The following is a 17,358-nucleotide window of genomic DNA, read 5'->3' as shown; positions in this document are numbered from 1 at the left end:
TTAGTTCACCCTACTCTCTGTCTAATAGGATGTAAACATTTGGAATGAATTTAGTATACTAGAGGATAAATTTGGGGGCAATTAACAGATTCAATGTTCTTATGGTCATTAAACGTTACAGATGGATAACATATTGCATTCTTTGTAACGGTTTGAATATTTCCATTGACCTCTCTGCATACTACATCAAGTATTCCAAAAGACATTTAGGAGGCCATTCACTTGAATCAATTTTCTCAGACCCAGCAAATCACACAGCTCGCTCAACAGCTCACTCAACAAACTCAACAAGCATCCATGCAATATCAACAGCTTTTGAGACAAGAGCAAAGTAATGCCCAACAGCTTGAACAACTTGCACAACGGGAGCAGCAAGCTGCCCATATAATTCAGACAGCTCTTCAAGGACACCAAACAGCGATCCAGCAACTGCAGCAGATTGCAAACCTTGCACAACAATTGGCTAATACGACTAATCAACATGTATCCTTCTTAGACCAGCCATTTAACAATCCCGTTAATTCTCCTGGACAATCCTTTGGAAACTTTTCTAGCCAGCATCGTCAATAAAGCAATTCAGTACGGAAATACAATGGAGCCCTCGCAGGAGTGCTCCTTTTGTATTTCTATAATCAAACAATCATCAAACGACGTACCAAGATATAAAAAAGAAACCGGAATGTCCAGTTTCTTTTGTTAATCCATATTCACTATTACAGAAGATGGATTATGCATTTAAGTCATATAACCCTGGGCTGTGTTCATTCGGAAGTTCAGGCATGAACGGAAGAGGATGCCCTTGTGGAGGGTCCGTAACTTTGAGTTCGCCACCATTGCGACTAGGCGATTGACCACTATAGATTTCAGCAATCCGCGTATTATCCAAACGGAAATTGAATTGAGCATTGTGGAAGCCCAGGTCAATATATTTCTGACATTCCGGATATTTATTGATATCGTAATTCGGAATAGGGAATATTTTACCCCAATTAACCCCAAGTGTCTCCAATGCTTTTGCAAATGCATTTTGATGTGCATTATCACGGACAATCAGGAAACCCAGGGTTTCGCGAAACGCTTTATTCGTGCTCATTTCATAAATTCGAGACTTCTGTAAGACACCGGTTGATTCAAGTACAACATTATCAAGCAAATTACTAACCAGGTTGCCATGATCATACACATAATTGCCAAGCCATGGATTGCCGGCAGCATCTACAGGCAGTGAGCTTTGAGCCCCCATAATGTAATGATGCGGATTGGCGTGTTTAATAGCTTCGTCCAGCGGTGCGCCGTCAATGCCGGCATCCCCTGCTCCCTCCGCACCTGCTCCGGTCAACAATTGATTTATCGTTTGCTGTACCAATTCAATGTGGCTTAATTCTTCCAGAAATACACCACGAAGAAGGTCTCTATACTGTGTCGCTTTTCCACGGAAATTACTGCTCTGGAAGAAAAACTGCATCATGGTCCGCATTTCGCCGAATTGGCCCCCAAGGGTTTCCTGCAACACTTTTGCTGCAGCCGGATCAGGCTTATCCGGGACGATCATGTTAATCAGGTCCTCGCGATAAAAAAACATGGTTGTCCTCCATTCAAGAAATTATAACCCTAGTGTCTGCTTTCTTCCTGGATTTATGTAAATGCTTGATAACCAATGTTTGGTTATCGGTGAGAATATAATTATGCCATTAGGTAAAACATAATTCGGTAAAACGACATCAAATTTGGAGGGGAATTCAAATGGGTATTCTAAGTGGTAATCCCAAAACTGAACCGATGCATTACGGTGAAATCTTCAGTGTATGGCAATGTTCCATGGTAGCCAAAGGAGCCGTTTCCTGTTATCAAGCGTACTTGAATCATGCAGGTGACAAAGATTTGAAGAAAGTATTGGATGCCCTGTTGGATCAGGCCAAACTGGAAATTAAAGAATGCGATACCCTGTTAACCGAAAACGGAATTGCACCCGCGCCAACATTGCCGGAAAGACCTCCTGTAAAATTGGAAGATATCCCGGCCGGTGCGAGATTCACGGATCCTGAAATTGCGGCTAAAGCAGCAGCTGATACTGCATTGGGTCTGGTTGCAGCAAGCCAAGCCATGGGACAATCCATTCGAGAAGATATCGGTGCATTATTCGCGAAATATCACGTCACCAAGACGGCACTGGGCCTTAGAATTTTGCAAATGAACAAAGAAAAAGGATGGCTCATCCCTCCACCTCTTCAAATCAAAAGACCGGATTCTGACAAGGCCTAAGTACCTTTGTGTTTTGCTGACATTAGACTTCATCATCCCAAGACAAGACAAAGAAGGAGATGCTTCTCTCTCCATTCTTTGTCTTTTTTTGCTATGCACTCTGTTTAGAATTTTAGGAGCAGGTTATATACATTTAGAATTAATCTACCACACAAATAAATGGAGGGATTCATATGTTTCGACATCAGAAAGAGTTACAATTCGAGGTAAAAGTAGATCGCCCGGATCCCATGTTTGCTCGTCAAGTTCAAGAAGTATTGGGTGGACAGTTCGGGGAAATGACCGTTATGATGCAGTACCTTTTTCAAGGATTTAATTGTCGGGGCGAAGAAAAATATAAAGATATGCTCATGGATATTGGCACCGAGGAAATTGGCCACGTCGAAATGCTCTGTGCACTGATTAGCCAGTTACTGGATGGTGCTACACCAGCTGAGCAGCAAAAAGCGGCTGAAGATCCTGTTACTGCTGCCATTATGGGAGGCATAAATCCCCAACACCTGCTAGTAAGCGGTTTGGGCGGTTTGCCTAGCAACTCTAACGGCGTGCCTTGGAATGGTTCCTATATTGTGGCAAGCGGCAACCTTCTTGCGGACATGCGCTCTAATCTGCATGCCGAAAGTCAAGGCCGTCTACAAGTGGCAAGACTTTACCATATGACGACAGATGAAGGTGTACGCGCAACTTTCCGGAAAATGTTGGCACGCGACCGTTACCATCAATATCAATGGATGGCGGCTATTCAGGAACTGGAAGAGAAGAACGGAGTTGTCGTTCCAGCTTCCTTCCCTCCTGAGGCAGAGATGGAATCTCAGCCAGAGGCCTACGAGTTCTGGAATCTGTCCGAGGGGACGGAGTCCAGTGAAGGTTTATGGGCTACAGGAAGCGCCCCTGATGGAACTGGAGACTATGTATATGTATCCAATCCTGTTCCAAAAGGACAGATTTACGCGCCTGTTATCCCGGCCACAGAACTTCACCATGACCTGGATGGTAAAGCAAGTGATAAATAGTGTTTATCCAGCAAACTGCTGATTTTTCATCCACCAAACATTTTTTTTGTTTCTTCCTTTCTATGTAGGTACTAATTTACAGACGAATATCTGGAGGTGCTTCAAGATGGCAACAAAGGAACTTGCTTTACATGAGAAACTTGAAATCCATGAACTGCTTACCCTCAAAACTTCATGTGCCACCAAAGCCGTAACGATGCTGGAACTTGTCAAAGACGAAAAACTGAAGTCCTTGATTGAAGACGATTTGGACAACTCTTCCAAAGCAATTGAAGAATTGAAATCCCTTTTAAAATAAGGAGGTAATTCTGATGACTACAACCAAAACGAAAGAAATGCTCGTGAAGGCCATAGCTCCGATGGATGATTTGGCCATCGCTACCGATTTGCTTCTGTCTGCCAAGTCGGCCGTACGCACCTATGCAATCGCTCTTACCGAAACGGCGACTCCAAGAGTGCGGAAAGTATTGAAAGCCCAATTGGATACTGCGATCGAAACTCATCAAAAGATTGCAGATTACATGATCAAAAACGAAATGTATCATCCTTACAATATTGAAGAACAAGTTGAGCATGATTTGGAAAAATCCGATATGGCTTTAAAACTGGTGGAATCAAATTAAATGGTTAACAGAAAAACGACTCCGTGTCATACGGAGTCGTTTTTTGTTCTAGTCTATATACATCAAATGAAGTCTCTATGTACATTTCGATAATGTTAATTATTTTTAGTTTTTTTGTTTTTCATTCTTTTTTTCAAAAGAATAACGAGGAATAACAAAACAGGAAGGAAAATTTGAAATACAGGAGAAATATAAATCAACGTGAACCCCCGACCAACTTCAATATGTTCAGTAAAAGTCGGTGATAGGAATGAAACTCCATATAAAACAATCCCCATTGGTAACACCCACTTCTTGTAGCTTCTCTGTGTTATTCTTTCAAGTCCAATCACTGCACCATGGAAGAATGCAGCCAATTTAATACCTAGCCCCAAAAACAAAAGCAAAGTGAATAAGGCATCCATTCGCTCAAATACCTCTGTCATCTCAATCAATTGAACCGTCTGCAAAAGCGGGAGTGTACTGAACATCGCGATCTGGGGACCCATGACGAAAATGATGAGTTGATTAATAAAGGTTAAAGAGAGAGCGGTTATGATATAAGCAGCGATTACCACTTTATTCAGATTCCTCCCATTACGTGCATAGGGATAAAAGACCAAAAACAAGACGGCCTGCCCAAATGGAAAGGAAATCATTTCCGGGAAAGCTGCTCTAAAAATGGGACCCCACCCATTTTCCATAACAGGCAGACTTAAATCCGTGTGGAGAAGGCCCGTGGAAGGAATCAATACGCTAATTAGCGTATAGCCCAGAACCATAACAGGAAACAGCATCATGCACATGAGAAACAACACCCGATATCCATATCGAACGGTGTTGGAGACGACAACAATTGTAATTAAACTAACCAACCACAATGGTGTTCTATTCAATAATGTCAAATCGGTGACTTCAGCTAGATCCCGCAAATTTCGGGAAGCTTCATACGCGAAATAACTAATAAACAATAGACTTAATATTGTACCCAGTATCTTTCCCATATGGTTCCGAAGCAACTGGAACAGATCCAAGTCAGGTTCCTGATGATGAATCCCCAGATGAATACATAACAACAATAGTCCCGTAAAAGCTCCTGCCAGCATGGCTAACCATGCATCCTGTTTGGCCTCCCCGCCCATTAGAAACAAGGTTGTGCTGCCAACTTCAAACAGGGAAAGACAAACAGCCAATTCGGATACACGAAGAGTCCCGGCTGAATTCATATTTAACCATCTCCTTGGTGTTAGTGTTCCCCTTCGCTTTCCTTCTGAAGCAATCGGCTAAATGAATCCTGCAGCAAGCCTACGCGTTTGAGGCTAACGTCCACGTTAATGTCAATATCCATCTGTGCCAATACCTGTGGCCAATTATTCTTCAAAGCTTTCCAATCTTTTGGATGTCTTTGATGTATTTTGTTGGCGAGCCCCAGCATATCTGCATGTAGCCGCTGACTTGCATTCCACCCCAACTGCATCTGTGATTTGATCAATTGTTCAGCTTGATCCTGCAATTCATTGACGTTATCTGTACTTACGATATTTTTTTTTGAAGTGCTCTCGTCAAGCTCAGCTTCAACTTTCGCCCTTACATGAACGCTGTAATGAGAACCTGACTTAATAGGCATAACCTTCACCTTTGCTTTCCTGACAAAAAAAGAGTTAATCTCACCATGTCCTCCTTCATAGCTCAAGTTAGTCTTGTTTATTCGATCCGTTAGCCACGAAATGCCCATACTCTCTCTTTGATTCAATTTTCCGATTTCTTTGTCTTTATTGAACACACTTAATCCATCGAGTCTCAATTTACTTGGTGTTGTGGTCTGCTTGAAAATGTCGATGGATTCCAATTTACCAGGATTCTGACCATTAACAGTGACGATAGGAATCCCGGCAGCCCCACTATCAGAGGTGATTTTCAAAGCAATTTCATGCAGGTTCATGACAGGGTAAAAGGATCCCCTCTCATTGTTTCGTTCCAGGATCTCCGACAGTGCGCGACCAGGCTGCTTTTCTGGTGGTATCAGTTTCTTGAGGTAATCTCTTGCCTCTCCATCTGCAATAATCACCTTTACCGTTTCCCGGGCATTAACATTGCGATAGTAGTCATCCATAATTTCTGCAATTCCATATTTTGACGCTTCCTGACCAATCAACATGACGTTCGTATGTGCGAAGTACAATCTTTTGGGGTTCTCCACACTGCTTTTCGCTACCGCTTCACGAATTGTTTTCCCTTGAGATGAGAAGGTGGTCACGGATGCTTGAGATCCACCAGATGATCCCATTGTACTGGTCGCGGGAGGTACAATGATTTGATAGGTAATATCCCACCTTCCGTCCTTACGGTCAAATCCTGTGGCGGTAGTAATGCCCAGATCATTCAATTCGGTACGATTACCACACCCGGCAATGAATACTCCTAAACAAAGTATCATTACACAGAGAAATAAACGAATCACAGCAACCCCTCCCTTATTCGCTGGCATCAGATTCACCGATACTGTCTAAATTATTGTCTGAGCCTGATGGAAATTGGTGTGGGGCTTGCCTTGTTTTATTGCCCCCCGCTTTCTCATCAGGTCTAGTCTTCATTGCCCACCAAGGTACCCTTAAGATCAGATCTTTCATGTTCGACTTGTAAAATGGACTGTAAGGTGACAAATAATCCATCCCGAATGATCTTAGCGATACCAAGTGCGCCAGCAGAGGAATAGCGCCTGCCAATATGCCGAACAAACCAAGGGTACCTGCAAGTAACATGAATGGAAAACGCATTAACCGGACTGCAGTTGCCATGCTGAAATAAGGAATAACAAAGTTGGATATCGCTGTGAAGGAGACCACAATAACCATCGCTCCCGAGACCAACCCTGCTTCTACTGCTGCTTGGCCGATAACCAATGCACCTACTATAGATATCGCCGGTCCAATCGCTCGTGGCATCCGCACACCCGCTTCACGGATAACCTCAAAGGTAACTTCCATAAGCAAAGCCTCAAGTAATGCCGGAAAAGGGACACCTTCCCGTTGAGCTGCCAGCGTAACCAATAAAGTGGTGGGTATCATTTCTTGCTGAAAAGTAGTTAAAGCGATGAATGTGGAAGGCAATAATAAAGAGACTGCGAAAGAAATCATCCGAATGATTCTCAAAAACGTGGAAATATCATATCGCTGATAGTAATCCTCTGTAGTTTGAAAAAAGTTAAAAAAAGTGACAGGAGCAATCAGGGCAAACGGGGTTCCATCAACAAGAATGGCTACTTGTCCATCCAGCAGGCTGCCAGCCACTGTATCCGGACGCTCTGTATTGATCATGGTCGGAAAAGGAGTGATAGGCGCATCCTGGATGAATTCTTCTATGTAACCACTCTCGAGGATACTGTCTGTTCGGATGGTACCTAGTCTTTTTGTGATTTCTTCAACCACTTCCGGTTTGGCGATGCCTTGAATATAAGCCACTGCAACTGACGTTTGGGTGTACTCTCCGATGTTGTGCATTTGAAACTTCAGGTCAGGTGTCCGAACCTTTCTTCGAATAAGTGTAATGTTGGTCGTTATTTCTTCTGTAAATCCTTCTTTTGGTCCCCTGACCACCGTTTGGGATGTGGGTTCTTCCACTGACCTTCTTTCTCCTCCGGAGATGGAGACAGCTAAGACTTCCTGCACACCATCCACAATAATAACCACATACCCGGTTAATATGGCTTGATAGACCCGTTGGGGTGAATCCAAACTTTCGATATTTCCTGAGGGTAGAATTTTTCTCACTAATACATCTGCTGATTGGTCTTCATATGGTGGTGAGGTGTTAACAAATTGAATGACATTTTCCATAAGTTCAACTAGCAGGGCGGAATCTGTCAAACCCTCAATGTAACAAACGGCTAGAGGGGTGCCCTCCGCTGCAGATCCAGGGAAATCACGAATCACAAAATCAGGACTATATTCGAATGCTTTTTTTATAGAGCTCAGTTTATTTTGTAGTGATGGATCCAACTCCTCAGATTGCTTTGCTTGATTTTGCCCAGCTGCTACCTCCTTCTGGGGTTGAGATGTAAATACATTTTTCATCCAACGGAAGAGCATGATTCCACCTCCTTTATTTTCCGATTAATATGGGTTTGGCCTGAAAAAATTATGCAAATAAACAAACGTTTGTCCTATAAATGTGATTCATAGAATAAGCTGTTAGAGTACATGAAAGGAGGAGAATCGCGTTCCATGTTAATTGGTTATATATTTCTTGGAATCTCTTTATCCGCGCCGATCGGGCCGATTAATGCCGCGCAGTTGGACAAGGGTGTCCGAGGTGGCTTCATGCCTGCCTGGTTTGTTGGGTTGGGCGCGATCGCCGCTGATATTATTTACATGCTTCTCGTTTATTTCGGTGTCATTCACTTGCTGGATCTTCCATTTGTAAAGGCTTTCCTGTGGTTATTTGGCTTCTTTGTCTTGGTATATACCGGTGTGGAGAGTATTAAAAATTCAGGAAATCTTACTTCGTCTGATATGAGAGGAGATGAATCAGCGTTATCCAAATCGTTCATTCACGGATTTCTGATGTCACTCTTCAATCCCCTATCCATTATGTTTTGGCTTGGCATTTATGGCTCCATTCTGGCCAAGGCGGTGAATGATTCTTCCGTGGAGCAAACGCTGATTAACAGTGGAGCGGTGATCCTCGGGATCCTGATCTGGGATATCTTCATGGCAGCCGCCGCAAGTTTATTCCGCAAGTACCTAACTTCAGGAGTATTAAGAGGCATTTCCATCATATCCGGCCTCTCACTCGTTGGTTTTGGACTCTACTTTGGAGCTAAAGCCATTCAATTTCTCTTTTTTATTTAAGTTTGCTTTTGCGAAGCCGAATCCCCGTAATGTGGAAAGTGGGGGTTTCTTCCTTGTTGCTCTGTTCATCTTCAGCATCATCTGTATTGGAGGGATTTTCCCCCTTCTTCTTCTTACGAACCTTATGCACAATGATGTCACTCATAGCAATAAGAAAGACAAGCAGCAGGCTAATAAAGAACCCGGGTCTGCTGAGGGCATGGAATAGCGTACCTGTAACGGCCAAGCCAATCAGCACCAGTCCAATCCATCGTTTGACGATGCTGAACTTCCCTGCTTTCAACAGTCGACCAGAAGACAGCAATATAAACGACCAGTTGTACATGAGCATTAATCCGGCTGCAGTCGTTACATATTCATACACCTTGCCAGGAAGCAGCAGAGACATGATAATGGTTGCGATCAGCCCACATCCAATGAGAGAGAGCGCAAATAATGGATATTTCTTTTTCCATTTCCGTGCGAATAACCGCGGGGCGTCTCCTTCTTGAGCTAGGGTGAGCATCATGGAAGTGACAGCATAGAGTGACGCCGTCATCGTAGAAAAACCCGCTACAATCAATACACCATTGAACAAATGCGGAACAAACGCCAAGTGATCACTACTAAGGGCCAGGACAAACGGGCTCTCTTTCGGATTAAAGGCATTTAGCGGAACCATCGTTAAAGCGAGTCCGATCGAAACAACATACACTGTCGAAAGCGCGATGAGCATCACTTTTCCTGCTTTAGGTGCCTCTTCCGGTTTTTGAAGTCGATATGACATGATCCCGAGCACTTCAATACCCCCATAGGAATAAAATGCAAATAGAAAAGCAGACCACAAGCCAATACCGCCCTTTGGAAAAATTTCTGCCATGGCCAGAGGTACTTTGTGCTCGTACTTTGTCCCGCCAATCCACCCTGCGAGAAGCGCAATGGCAAGAACTACAAACATGATGATTGCTGCAATCTTAATGATGGCCAAAACATTTTCAACCCGGTCAAATCCTTTGTTGCCGAAGAATACAATGCAGAGGCCCACAATACCGAATCCGGCAGCAAAGATCCAGAGGGGAACATTCGGAAACCAGAAACGCGAAAAAATGGACAAGGCCGTTAACTGACTTCCCATAATCAGTAGTTCGGAAAACCAATACACCCATCCGCTGGCAAAGCCTGCCCAGCTTCCGAACGCCTTTTTCGCATAGGAACGAAAAGATCCCTGTTCGGGGTGGTCTGATGTCATTCTTGCCAAGGCATCAAAAACGATATATGTACCCAGTGCCGCCAAGATATAAGCCAGCAGTACAGCGGGACCACCAATGGATATCGCAAGGCTGGAACCCAGAAAATATCCTGTGCCAATGGTCCCCGCCACACCAAGCAAACTTAATTGCCACCATTTCAGTTTCTTTTCCTCTGTAGAGGCATCTGATGCTTTGCTCATTTTTTCATTCCTCTTCTATATAATTTGGATCGCACAAGGTAGCCTTTCCCAATTGTCCCTATTTCATGTCCTGTGTTGGCAAAACAAAAAAAGCCGCCATATTGGCGACTAAAGTGACACTACTCTTGTAATTTGATCGAAAGACGCCGCGAGACATCTTCCGTTATCTTCTTTTATTTATCCTGATAAAATTAAACTTCCTCTTTCAGAGATATCATGCTCTGGGATACTTATCTTTGTCGGCTTCCGTAATCGCTCGAATAACCCGGCACGGATTGCCAGCTGCGATGACACCTGCCGGAATGTCCCTGGTAACAACGCTACCCGCCCCAATAACCGTGTCATCTCCGATGGTTACGCCTGGAAGGACAGAAACACCTCCGCCTATCCATACATTGCTCCCCACAGTAATCGGAAGGGCGATCTCTAATCCCTGATTCCGCTGTTCCGCATCCAAAGGATGGCCAGCCGTGTAAAATCCGCAATTGGGTGCAATAAACACATGATCTCCAAATGTAATTTTCGCTGCATCCAACATCACCGCATTATGATTACAATAGAAGTTTTCTCCGATCTCTATGTTGTATCCCTGATCACAGAAAAAAGGTTGTTCTATTAGAAATTTGCTACCGGTTTTCGCTAATAATTTTTTCAGAATGGCTTCTCTTTCGGCAATCATTCGTGGACGCAGCTGGTTGTAGTCGTAACACAGCTCTTTGGCTTCAAGGCGTTCGTTTACCAACTGTGGATCATTGTTATTGTCGTACAACAGCCCTTTTTGTGCTTTTTCTTTTTCGGTCATCATGAAGTAAGGCTCCTTACCTGTGTCTATTTTCAATGCAAAACTTCTATGTATTAGGGTATAAACGTCTATATTATAACACTTATTATAAGAAAAACATGAGTAACCTTTAACGAGTCACTCATGTTTCGTGCATCTACTGTTAGCTGTTATTCACTTAGTGCTGTCTTAATTAGGGCATTAACTCTTGAATTGAAGAGCAAACCTATGTGGGAAACCAACGAAATCTGAATGTTATTCGCTCCAGTCAATCGGGAAAGTGCAGGAGATACAATCGTGTCGCTGGTAGAGTAGATCGAAGTAACCTCAACTCCCTGTGGCGCCGAAGTTGTAGTCAACCGATTGGCACCTCCCAAGGTTACCAGCTTGTCCACTTTGGATAAACCACCCCGATTCAGTATGTAATATAAGCTATTCGCCCCACCCATACTATGAGCCACAATATTGACTTTGGTATGGCCTGTTTCACGAAGCACATTGTCTACGAATTGACTGATCGCTGCCGAATTTAACAATTGATTTCCCTGTTTACTAGGCAGATCAATCGCGAATAACTCATCACTAGACCAACCTTGACCGCGTAAGTAGCTCTCAATAAAAGTAAAATTGCTATCTGAACCAGTTAATCCGTGAACAAAGACTACGGGTGTACGCTCTGCTGCAGCAAAAGCCTTTGAATTTTGACCGATACCAGGTATCGAGATAGCCAAAATTATGCTCATTACCATCATAAAAATCAATTTACTCTTTTTCACTCACTTCACTCTCCTTTAATAGTTTATATTTTATATAATATAAGTAAATATTTGTCACATAAATGGACCTTTAGCCTCAATTTTAACTTTGAAAATCGCAGTAACCACTGATTATACGACGTCTGGTACCTATTGATTTAAAATGGATTCACAAGGATCTGATCTCTCTATGAGCCTCTTATATATCCTCTAGCAGCCACTTTACAGAAGACCCAGATGAATAGTAAAGATTTCCTTTAGATATCTCTCTCATTCTCTGTTATGCTGAGTGACGGCAAATTTCAATTTACAGGAGGAACTTCCTAGATGAGACAACTGTTTAATCGTATCACCCTTTTCTTCTTAGCCATGATTCTTGTGGTATTCCCTTTTTCATGGAGCAGCGTCCATGCTGCCGATTCGTACAAGTCACTGGATTTGTATTTTCCGACAGATATTGACGGCCACTGGGCATACGAAACGCTCGACAATTTCGTTAACGCCGATCTCCTCAATGGATATTCGCTGGGTAATGGCGAGGTGGCTCTCAAGCCCAATCATCCGATTACCCGCGCAGAATTTGTAGCTATTCTTGTGCAGGCTACTGGACTACATAGCACAGCCCAAGGAAAAACCTTCAGTGATGTAAAGGCAGGCAAATGGTACGCTGAATCCGTTCGAATTGCCAGTTCGCTCGGTGTCGTTGGAGGTGTAAGCAGTACGAAATTCGGTCCTGATCTCCCAATCACACGTGGCGATATTGCGGTAATGGTCGTACGGGCGTTTTCCAGCACCGTTGAATTTAAAGGTAAAGCCAAAACATTCAAGGATGTTCCAAACTACTATGCAGCTGCCTCCATTTCCAAAGCAAGCCAGGCAGGTATTGTTTCAGGCATGACAGCGACTACGTTCCAGCCGTTTGCGAAGGCTACACGTGCCCAAGCTGTAGTCATGTTGGAGCGCGCTCTTAAGTTGGAGCAAACGGAGCTCCCTGATACCGCTGAACTGACGACACTCGCTTCCAACGCTACGGAATCGGAGATCAAAGCCATGACGGAGCACAACTATGATCAATTGTCCGTGACCTACGCAACGTATTACACAGGGTATCAGCTTTCTTACAATTTCACGTCTTTGGAGGATCTCACCTCTACACTGGATGAGGAAACATCCATGGATATTGAAACGCTCTCTCAGCCGGACTTTTCCGTTATCGAAAACTCGAACCGTTACGCTGTATTAGAAGCTGCTGGCGGCAAGATGAAAATAACGATAAATTCGGGTGAGGGCAAGCAAGAAGAGACTGTGTCCATGGACGGGTTGTATAAACTCAGAAAAATGAATGATAACAGCTGGAAAATCTACGCCATCTTACCCTATGAGGAATAGACCATAATACATCACGTACTCTCATATTCAACAAAAAAACCACTGAATTTGTTTTCAGTGGTTTTTTGCCTAAAGACTGATGGTATTAATAAATGGTCGGAATCATTCCTCCATCCATACGGATTGGAGAACCTTTAAATGCGGATGCATAAGGACTGCATACAAAAGCAGCGAGTCTGCCTATTTCAACAGGTTTGATAAATCGCTGTATTTCGGATTGAGGCAAGTTTGTCATCATAAATCGTTTCTCTTTTTCCAAAAAACTCAACTCTTCATCCGGATACAACCCTTCAATAATCTGCTGTACATTCTCAGAGAGTGTTGGACCAGGCATAATGGTATTGACCGTTACTTCTGTTCCTATGGTTAATTTGGATAAACTTTTGGAGAGAGACAGGAGCATCGTTTTGGTCATGCAATACTGGGGCATCTGGCCTGAAGGCATAACTGCTTCTTCACTCGCTATGAAAATAATGCGACCAAATTGATTATTCAACATCTTCGGCAAGTAAAACTTGGATAGTCCGTTAGCAGCAAGAACATTGGTACGGAAGTATTTATCCCAGATTTCATCGTCCACATCCTCATACTGCATGAGTTCGTAAATGCCCATATTGTTAACCAGAATATCCACATGGGGGTATTTTTCAAATAAAGCTTCTCGTTGTTTTATGTTTACCAAATCAGCGGTTGCATGCTTCGGTGATGTTTCCGGATATTTTGTCTTCAATTCATTGACGGTTGCTTCTACTTCTGAGTTATTCCGGCCATTGACGAGTACATGAACTCCTTCTCTGGCAAGTTCAAACGCGATTGCCTTCCCAATACCTTTCGTTGATCCTGTTACTAGAGCGGTTTTTTGATGTAATCCCATATCCATCTTTCATTTCTCCTTGATCGTTTGGCATGTACGGCAAGCTGACTGGAATCATTCATTGGTTATTCCGTCTTCTGCTCCCGATAAGGATAGTTTACCGTGACCAAATTAGTTCGTAACTAGCCTGCTGTGCCAAACTTCTTGCTTAAGACGCCAATTCGAAGGCGTTTCCCCTTCCCAACCTCGGAATGCACGGTAAAATGAATTTTGATCTTCGTATCCTACGAGGAAGGCCACTTCTTTTATATCAAGTGAGGGATCAGATAAGTACTCCCGGGCCTGCTCGTGCCTGGCTAGTGTCAACAGCTGTTTGAAGCTCGTGTTTTCTTCAGTAAGACGTCGCTGTAAAGTCCGGTGACTCACTCCTAATTCCTTCGCCACAATGTGGATGTCTGGGCGCCCTCTGGTGAGGCTGCGTTTGAGAATCCATACGACCGCGTCTGTCATGGATGGACTGCGCTGCTGTTCATCAAGGGAGCGATCGAGCACGGGTGTCAGAATCTCAAGCAACTCTTCGTTATAAGTAATAAAGGGCCTGTCCACATCTCTCTGATGTAAGATCAATCGGTTGCTTGGTGCCCCAATCCGGATATTGCAACCGAAATATTCTTCCAGCGTCTTCAGATCTCCCATAGCGTGCGAAAATTCGACCTGCTTTGCATTTAGGGGCTGACCCGTTCCACGGCGTCCAAGCTCCAGAAGAAATACGAGCGTAATCCCCACCAAAACGGGCGGTCCTGATTGACTCGTATTTTTCCACTCCAATTCGATCGTGCAGTGCTCCTTCTCCTCGGTAATACGCAAGCTTTCGGGAGGGCACATTTGTTTGTAACGCGCCATGCGATGCAGTGCATCACGATAGTCACGAGCATGGTAAGTGGCTAAAACACTCGGTGGATAGTGTGCTGTTTCAAAAACGGTTGCGAGCTTGATGATTCCTTCAGCCGTATCACCTATTAGATCGGAATAAGCCTGCCAGATCGCGAAATACTCATCCGTATTGACGGTTATATTGGTGATCTTCTTGAGCGGCAATTGTGCTTGGCGTGCTACGTCATGGGCGTCAATTCCCAATTGCTCTAATCCAGCCCAAAATCCAGGGGCGATTTTAATACGTTCATTGGGATGGGGCTTCATACCTTGGACTCCTTTGATTAATTTCAAGTATAGACTAGGATACTCTTTCGTTCATAAGATGTCTATTCTAATGCAATTGTCTTAAAGAGGAATGACGGTATTAGGTATTAGGTATTAGGTATTAGGTATTAGGCAGTAGGCTGCTGGACGTAAAAAAGCCGCCATGAAGGCGACTCCTTTACCATGCAATTTTTCAGTTGAATTACTTCCAAATTAATTCTGGATAACCCCTTGTTTGAGCAGTTCGTTAACATTTAGCGATTGATCATAAGGGACATCAATCTTGCCTTCATTCACCAATTGAATGATTTTATCCCGGTACGGGCTTGCCAGATCAATTCCAACGATCTCCCAGTTATTGTCCACTTCAGGGGAAATCTCCTGATGCTTTTGAATGTATTCAACCAGGTAATCCCGGATGCTGCGCGGTGACTCCCAGTCGCGGTTCGCTGCTACCAATTTGTAGGCCTTCAGTGCGCTGCTGTATCGATAATTGTTGACTGCAAGCTTCAGTTCCTGTGAGTCCGTCAGAGGTTTACCTTGATACATCACGTCAACGATCCGTTGTCCTGCAGGTTTGGATACATCGATTTTGTAATCCACACCCGCAAACATATCATACAGATAACCTGGAACCTCTGGATCGAAGCTGATGGATACGTCGCCTTCTTTCCATTGATTATAGTGGGAAGCAGACCACTCCATATAAGCTTTTAGTTCTTTGCCAGTCACATTAACGGTATATAGAACGTTGTCGAATTTGTAGATGTCAAAAATATTGGCATACGTAATATTGCCTTCTTTTAGATTGGAGGTGTCTTTAAACAAAGCTGCGGCCGAGACGTCCGCTCCGCTCACTTCCAGCTGAACCTTGTTGATGAGATCAACCACGGCTGTATCTTGGAGCTTGCCTTCCGGAATGCCTTTAATTTCATCGACAGGCTGGAAATCCGCAGTGGCCTGTCCGAATATACCGCCCGAAGTACCTTCAGCTCCAGCAGAGCCGCCACCAGTAATGAATTGGATGGTTGCTTCATGTTCTTCTTTCACCAGGTTTTGAATTGCCGGGTCCGGCGTATATGCAGCCATATCGACTACTTGAACTTGTCGGTCCGTTACTTTAGTTGTTCCATGATCTTTCTTCACTTCAATATCAAAACGCACAATATCGCGTCCGAGGTTGCGCGGGCCACCAATTACGGTTTGTCCGATTTTTTCATTGACAATAATGTGCATGTGTCCAACGAGCATGGCATCCAACTCAGGCACCATTTGCACAATACGTTCTGCAGAATCCGAAGCCCCATCTTCGTCGAATTCAGCAAACATGCCGGCATGGGCGCTCGCAATAAGTACATCCACTTTCTCCTCATTTTTGAGATATTGTGCATACTTCTTCACCGTTTCACCCATGTGCTCGAATGTCAGACCGTCCACTTTATCTCCGTCCCAACGAGGAACGTTCGGTGTCGTCACGCCGATAATCCCCACTTTTACACCATCCACATCAATAACCGTGTACGGTTCTCCCAGCGTCCCACCATCTTGTGTCAGGATGTTGGCCCCAAGAACAGGGAAATTCAATTCCTTCATAATACGATCAACATGATCCAGTCCGAAGTTGAATTCATGATTTCCGAAGACCATAGCATCATAATTCATGGCATTCATGGCTTTGGAAACAGGATGAACCACATCCGTATTTTTACGATAAATATCATCCGTTAAAATATTGCCTTGATATGTGTCCCCATTGTCTATTAACAGTACATTAGGGGAGGTCTTCTTTACCTCATTGACATATGTAGATATCCGTGCCAATCCGTTGTTCGTTGTTTCTGCACTGTCTTCATAGGTGTAACCCCACAAATTTCCGTGTACATCAGAGGTACCCAGGATCGTAATGCTGGTTGTTTCCGGTTCCTCTTCTTTTTGAGGTACCTCACTAACAGCAGGAGTCTTCTCAGGAAGCTTTAACTTCTGACCGATTTGAAGAAAGTTTACATTTTTCAATTGATTGAGCTTTTGCATTTCCGCAACGGTTGTCCCATTCGTTTTGGCAATAGTCCATAACGTATCTCCTTTTTTGACAGTGTACGTTTCGGCAGCCGCAACTCCACCAAAAAGGGTAGACAACAACAAAACCATGATGAGAATCCAGCTCAACTTTCCACGATGCTTCATAAAATCCCTTTCACCTCTTATCTAGTTATGTGTGTTACCAAGTCTATCAACTAAATCATAACAAGATAAATGAAAAATA

17 protein-coding genes are annotated in these 17,358 nt (G+C 43.7%); 7 read left to right on the top strand and 10 right to left on the bottom strand.

Translation table 11 applies throughout. The features are described from left to right. Nucleotides 1-222: 222 nt before the first annotated feature. Nucleotides 223-570 (top strand): AMP-dependent synthetase and ligase, encoded by a 348-nt coding sequence (locus HP552_RS16730; protein WP_175396560.1) that lies wholly within the window; start codon nt 223-225, stop codon nt 568-570. A gap of 157 nt (nt 571-727) precedes the next feature. Here HP552_RS16730 and HP552_RS16725 read toward each other — a convergent pair whose 3' ends face one another. Then, on the bottom strand, nt 728-1,582 hold the full coding sequence (locus HP552_RS16725; RefSeq protein WP_175396559.1) for a manganese catalase family protein: 855 nt from the start codon (nt 1,580-1,582) through the stop codon (nt 728-730). A gap of 161 nt (nt 1,583-1,743) precedes the next feature. On the opposite strand from HP552_RS16725, the gene HP552_RS16720 reads away from it, so the two are divergent. The 4 genes from HP552_RS16720 to HP552_RS16705 all read left to right on the top strand — a co-directional run bounded on the left by HP552_RS16720 (nt 1,744) and on the right by HP552_RS16705 (nt 3,898). Further along, on the top strand, nt 1,744-2,262 hold the full coding sequence (locus tag HP552_RS16720; protein WP_175396558.1) for a DUF3231 family protein: 519 nt from the start codon (nt 1,744-1,746) through the stop codon (nt 2,260-2,262). Between the two features lie 173 nt (nt 2,263-2,435). Continuing rightward, entirely contained in the window at nt 2,436-3,275 is an 840-nt protein-coding gene (locus tag HP552_RS16715; RefSeq protein ID WP_175396557.1) for a manganese catalase, read from the top strand. A 106-nt stretch (nt 3,276-3,381) separates the two neighbouring features. Then, nucleotides 3,382-3,573 carry a spore coat protein gene (locus tag HP552_RS16710; RefSeq protein ID WP_175396556.1) on the top strand — a complete coding sequence of 64 codons (192 nt, stop codon included), beginning with the start codon at nt 3,382-3,384 and terminating at the stop codon, nt 3,571-3,573. A gap of 13 nt (nt 3,574-3,586) precedes the next feature. After that, nucleotides 3,587-3,898: a spore coat protein gene (locus tag HP552_RS16705; RefSeq protein WP_175396555.1), complete on the top strand. Its 312-nt coding sequence runs from the start codon at nt 3,587-3,589 to the stop codon at nt 3,896-3,898. 95 nt (nt 3,899-3,993) lie between these two features. Here the strand turns inward: HP552_RS16705 and HP552_RS16700 are convergent, their stop codons facing one another. From HP552_RS16700 to HP552_RS16690, 3 genes are read right to left on the bottom strand one after another with little or no spacing between them, the layout of a single operon-like run. Next, nucleotides 3,994-5,103, bottom strand: a complete 1,110-nt coding sequence (locus HP552_RS16700; RefSeq protein ID WP_175396554.1) for a GerAB/ArcD/ProY family transporter — start codon at nt 5,101-5,103, stop codon at nt 3,994-3,996. A 20-nt stretch (nt 5,104-5,123) separates the two neighbouring features. Beyond that, nucleotides 5,124-6,338: a Ger(x)C family spore germination protein gene (locus tag HP552_RS16695; protein WP_312884303.1), complete on the bottom strand. Its 1,215-nt coding sequence runs from the start codon at nt 6,336-6,338 to the stop codon at nt 5,124-5,126. A 13-nt stretch (nt 6,339-6,351) separates the two neighbouring features. Further along, complete coding sequence (locus HP552_RS16690) at nt 6,352-7,965, bottom strand: spore germination protein (protein WP_175396553.1); 1,614 nt, start codon at nt 7,963-7,965, stop codon at nt 6,352-6,354. Nucleotides 7,966-8,100: 135 nt separating this feature from the next. On the opposite strand from HP552_RS16690, the gene HP552_RS16685 reads away from it, so the two are divergent. After that, the gene (locus tag HP552_RS16685) at nt 8,101-8,727 is read left to right on the top strand and encodes a LysE family transporter (protein ID WP_246310924.1); all 627 of its coding nucleotides are present in this window, start codon (nt 8,101-8,103) and stop codon (nt 8,725-8,727) included. On the opposite strand, the gene HP552_RS16680 is transcribed toward HP552_RS16685, so the two are convergent. The 3 genes from HP552_RS16680 to HP552_RS16670 form a co-directional block, all read right to left on the bottom strand. After that, nucleotides 8,720-10,156: an amino acid permease gene (locus HP552_RS16680; RefSeq protein WP_175396551.1), complete on the bottom strand. Its 1,437-nt coding sequence runs from the start codon at nt 10,154-10,156 to the stop codon at nt 8,720-8,722. The two genes, HP552_RS16685 and HP552_RS16680, sit on opposite strands and share 8 nt — an antisense overlap. A 214-nt stretch (nt 10,157-10,370) precedes the next feature. Continuing rightward, the gene (locus HP552_RS16675) at nt 10,371-10,958 is read right to left on the bottom strand and encodes a sugar O-acetyltransferase (protein WP_217506466.1); all 588 of its coding nucleotides are present in this window, start codon (nt 10,956-10,958) and stop codon (nt 10,371-10,373) included. A gap of 149 nt (nt 10,959-11,107) precedes the next feature. Further along, complete coding sequence (locus HP552_RS16670; RefSeq protein WP_217506465.1) at nt 11,108-11,689, bottom strand: esterase/lipase family protein; 582 nt, start codon at nt 11,687-11,689, stop codon at nt 11,108-11,110. Between the two features lie 330 nt (nt 11,690-12,019). Here HP552_RS16670 and HP552_RS16665 point away from each other — a divergent pair, with 330 nt between their 5' ends. After that, entirely contained in the window at nt 12,020-13,081 is a 1,062-nt protein-coding gene (locus HP552_RS16665) for an S-layer homology domain-containing protein (RefSeq protein ID WP_175396548.1), read from the top strand. Nucleotides 13,082-13,166: 85 nt separating this feature from the next. Here HP552_RS16665 and HP552_RS16660 read toward each other — a convergent pair whose 3' ends face one another. The 3 genes from HP552_RS16660 to HP552_RS16650 all read right to left on the bottom strand — a co-directional run bounded on the left by HP552_RS16660 (nt 13,167) and on the right by HP552_RS16650 (nt 17,279). Next, entirely contained in the window at nt 13,167-13,961 is a 795-nt protein-coding gene (locus tag HP552_RS16660; RefSeq protein WP_175396547.1) for an SDR family NAD(P)-dependent oxidoreductase, read from the bottom strand. A gap of 105 nt (nt 13,962-14,066) precedes the next feature. After that, on the bottom strand, nt 14,067-15,095 hold the full coding sequence (locus tag HP552_RS16655) for an AraC family transcriptional regulator (protein ID WP_175396546.1): 1,029 nt from the start codon (nt 15,093-15,095) through the stop codon (nt 14,067-14,069). 213 nt (nt 15,096-15,308) lie between these two features. Beyond that, nucleotides 15,309-17,279 (bottom strand): 5'-nucleotidase C-terminal domain-containing protein, encoded by a 1,971-nt coding sequence (locus HP552_RS16650; protein WP_246310923.1) that lies wholly within the window; start codon nt 17,277-17,279, stop codon nt 15,309-15,311. Between the last annotated feature and the right edge of the window lie 79 nt (nt 17,280-17,358).

This window comes from Paenibacillus xylanilyticus, assembly GCF_013359935.1.
GTDB classification, from domain to species: Bacteria; Bacillota; Bacilli; order Paenibacillales; family Paenibacillaceae; genus Paenibacillus; species Paenibacillus xylanilyticus.
Note: the sequence above shows the minus strand (reverse complement) of the source record. Positions and strands in the feature narration are given on the sequence as shown.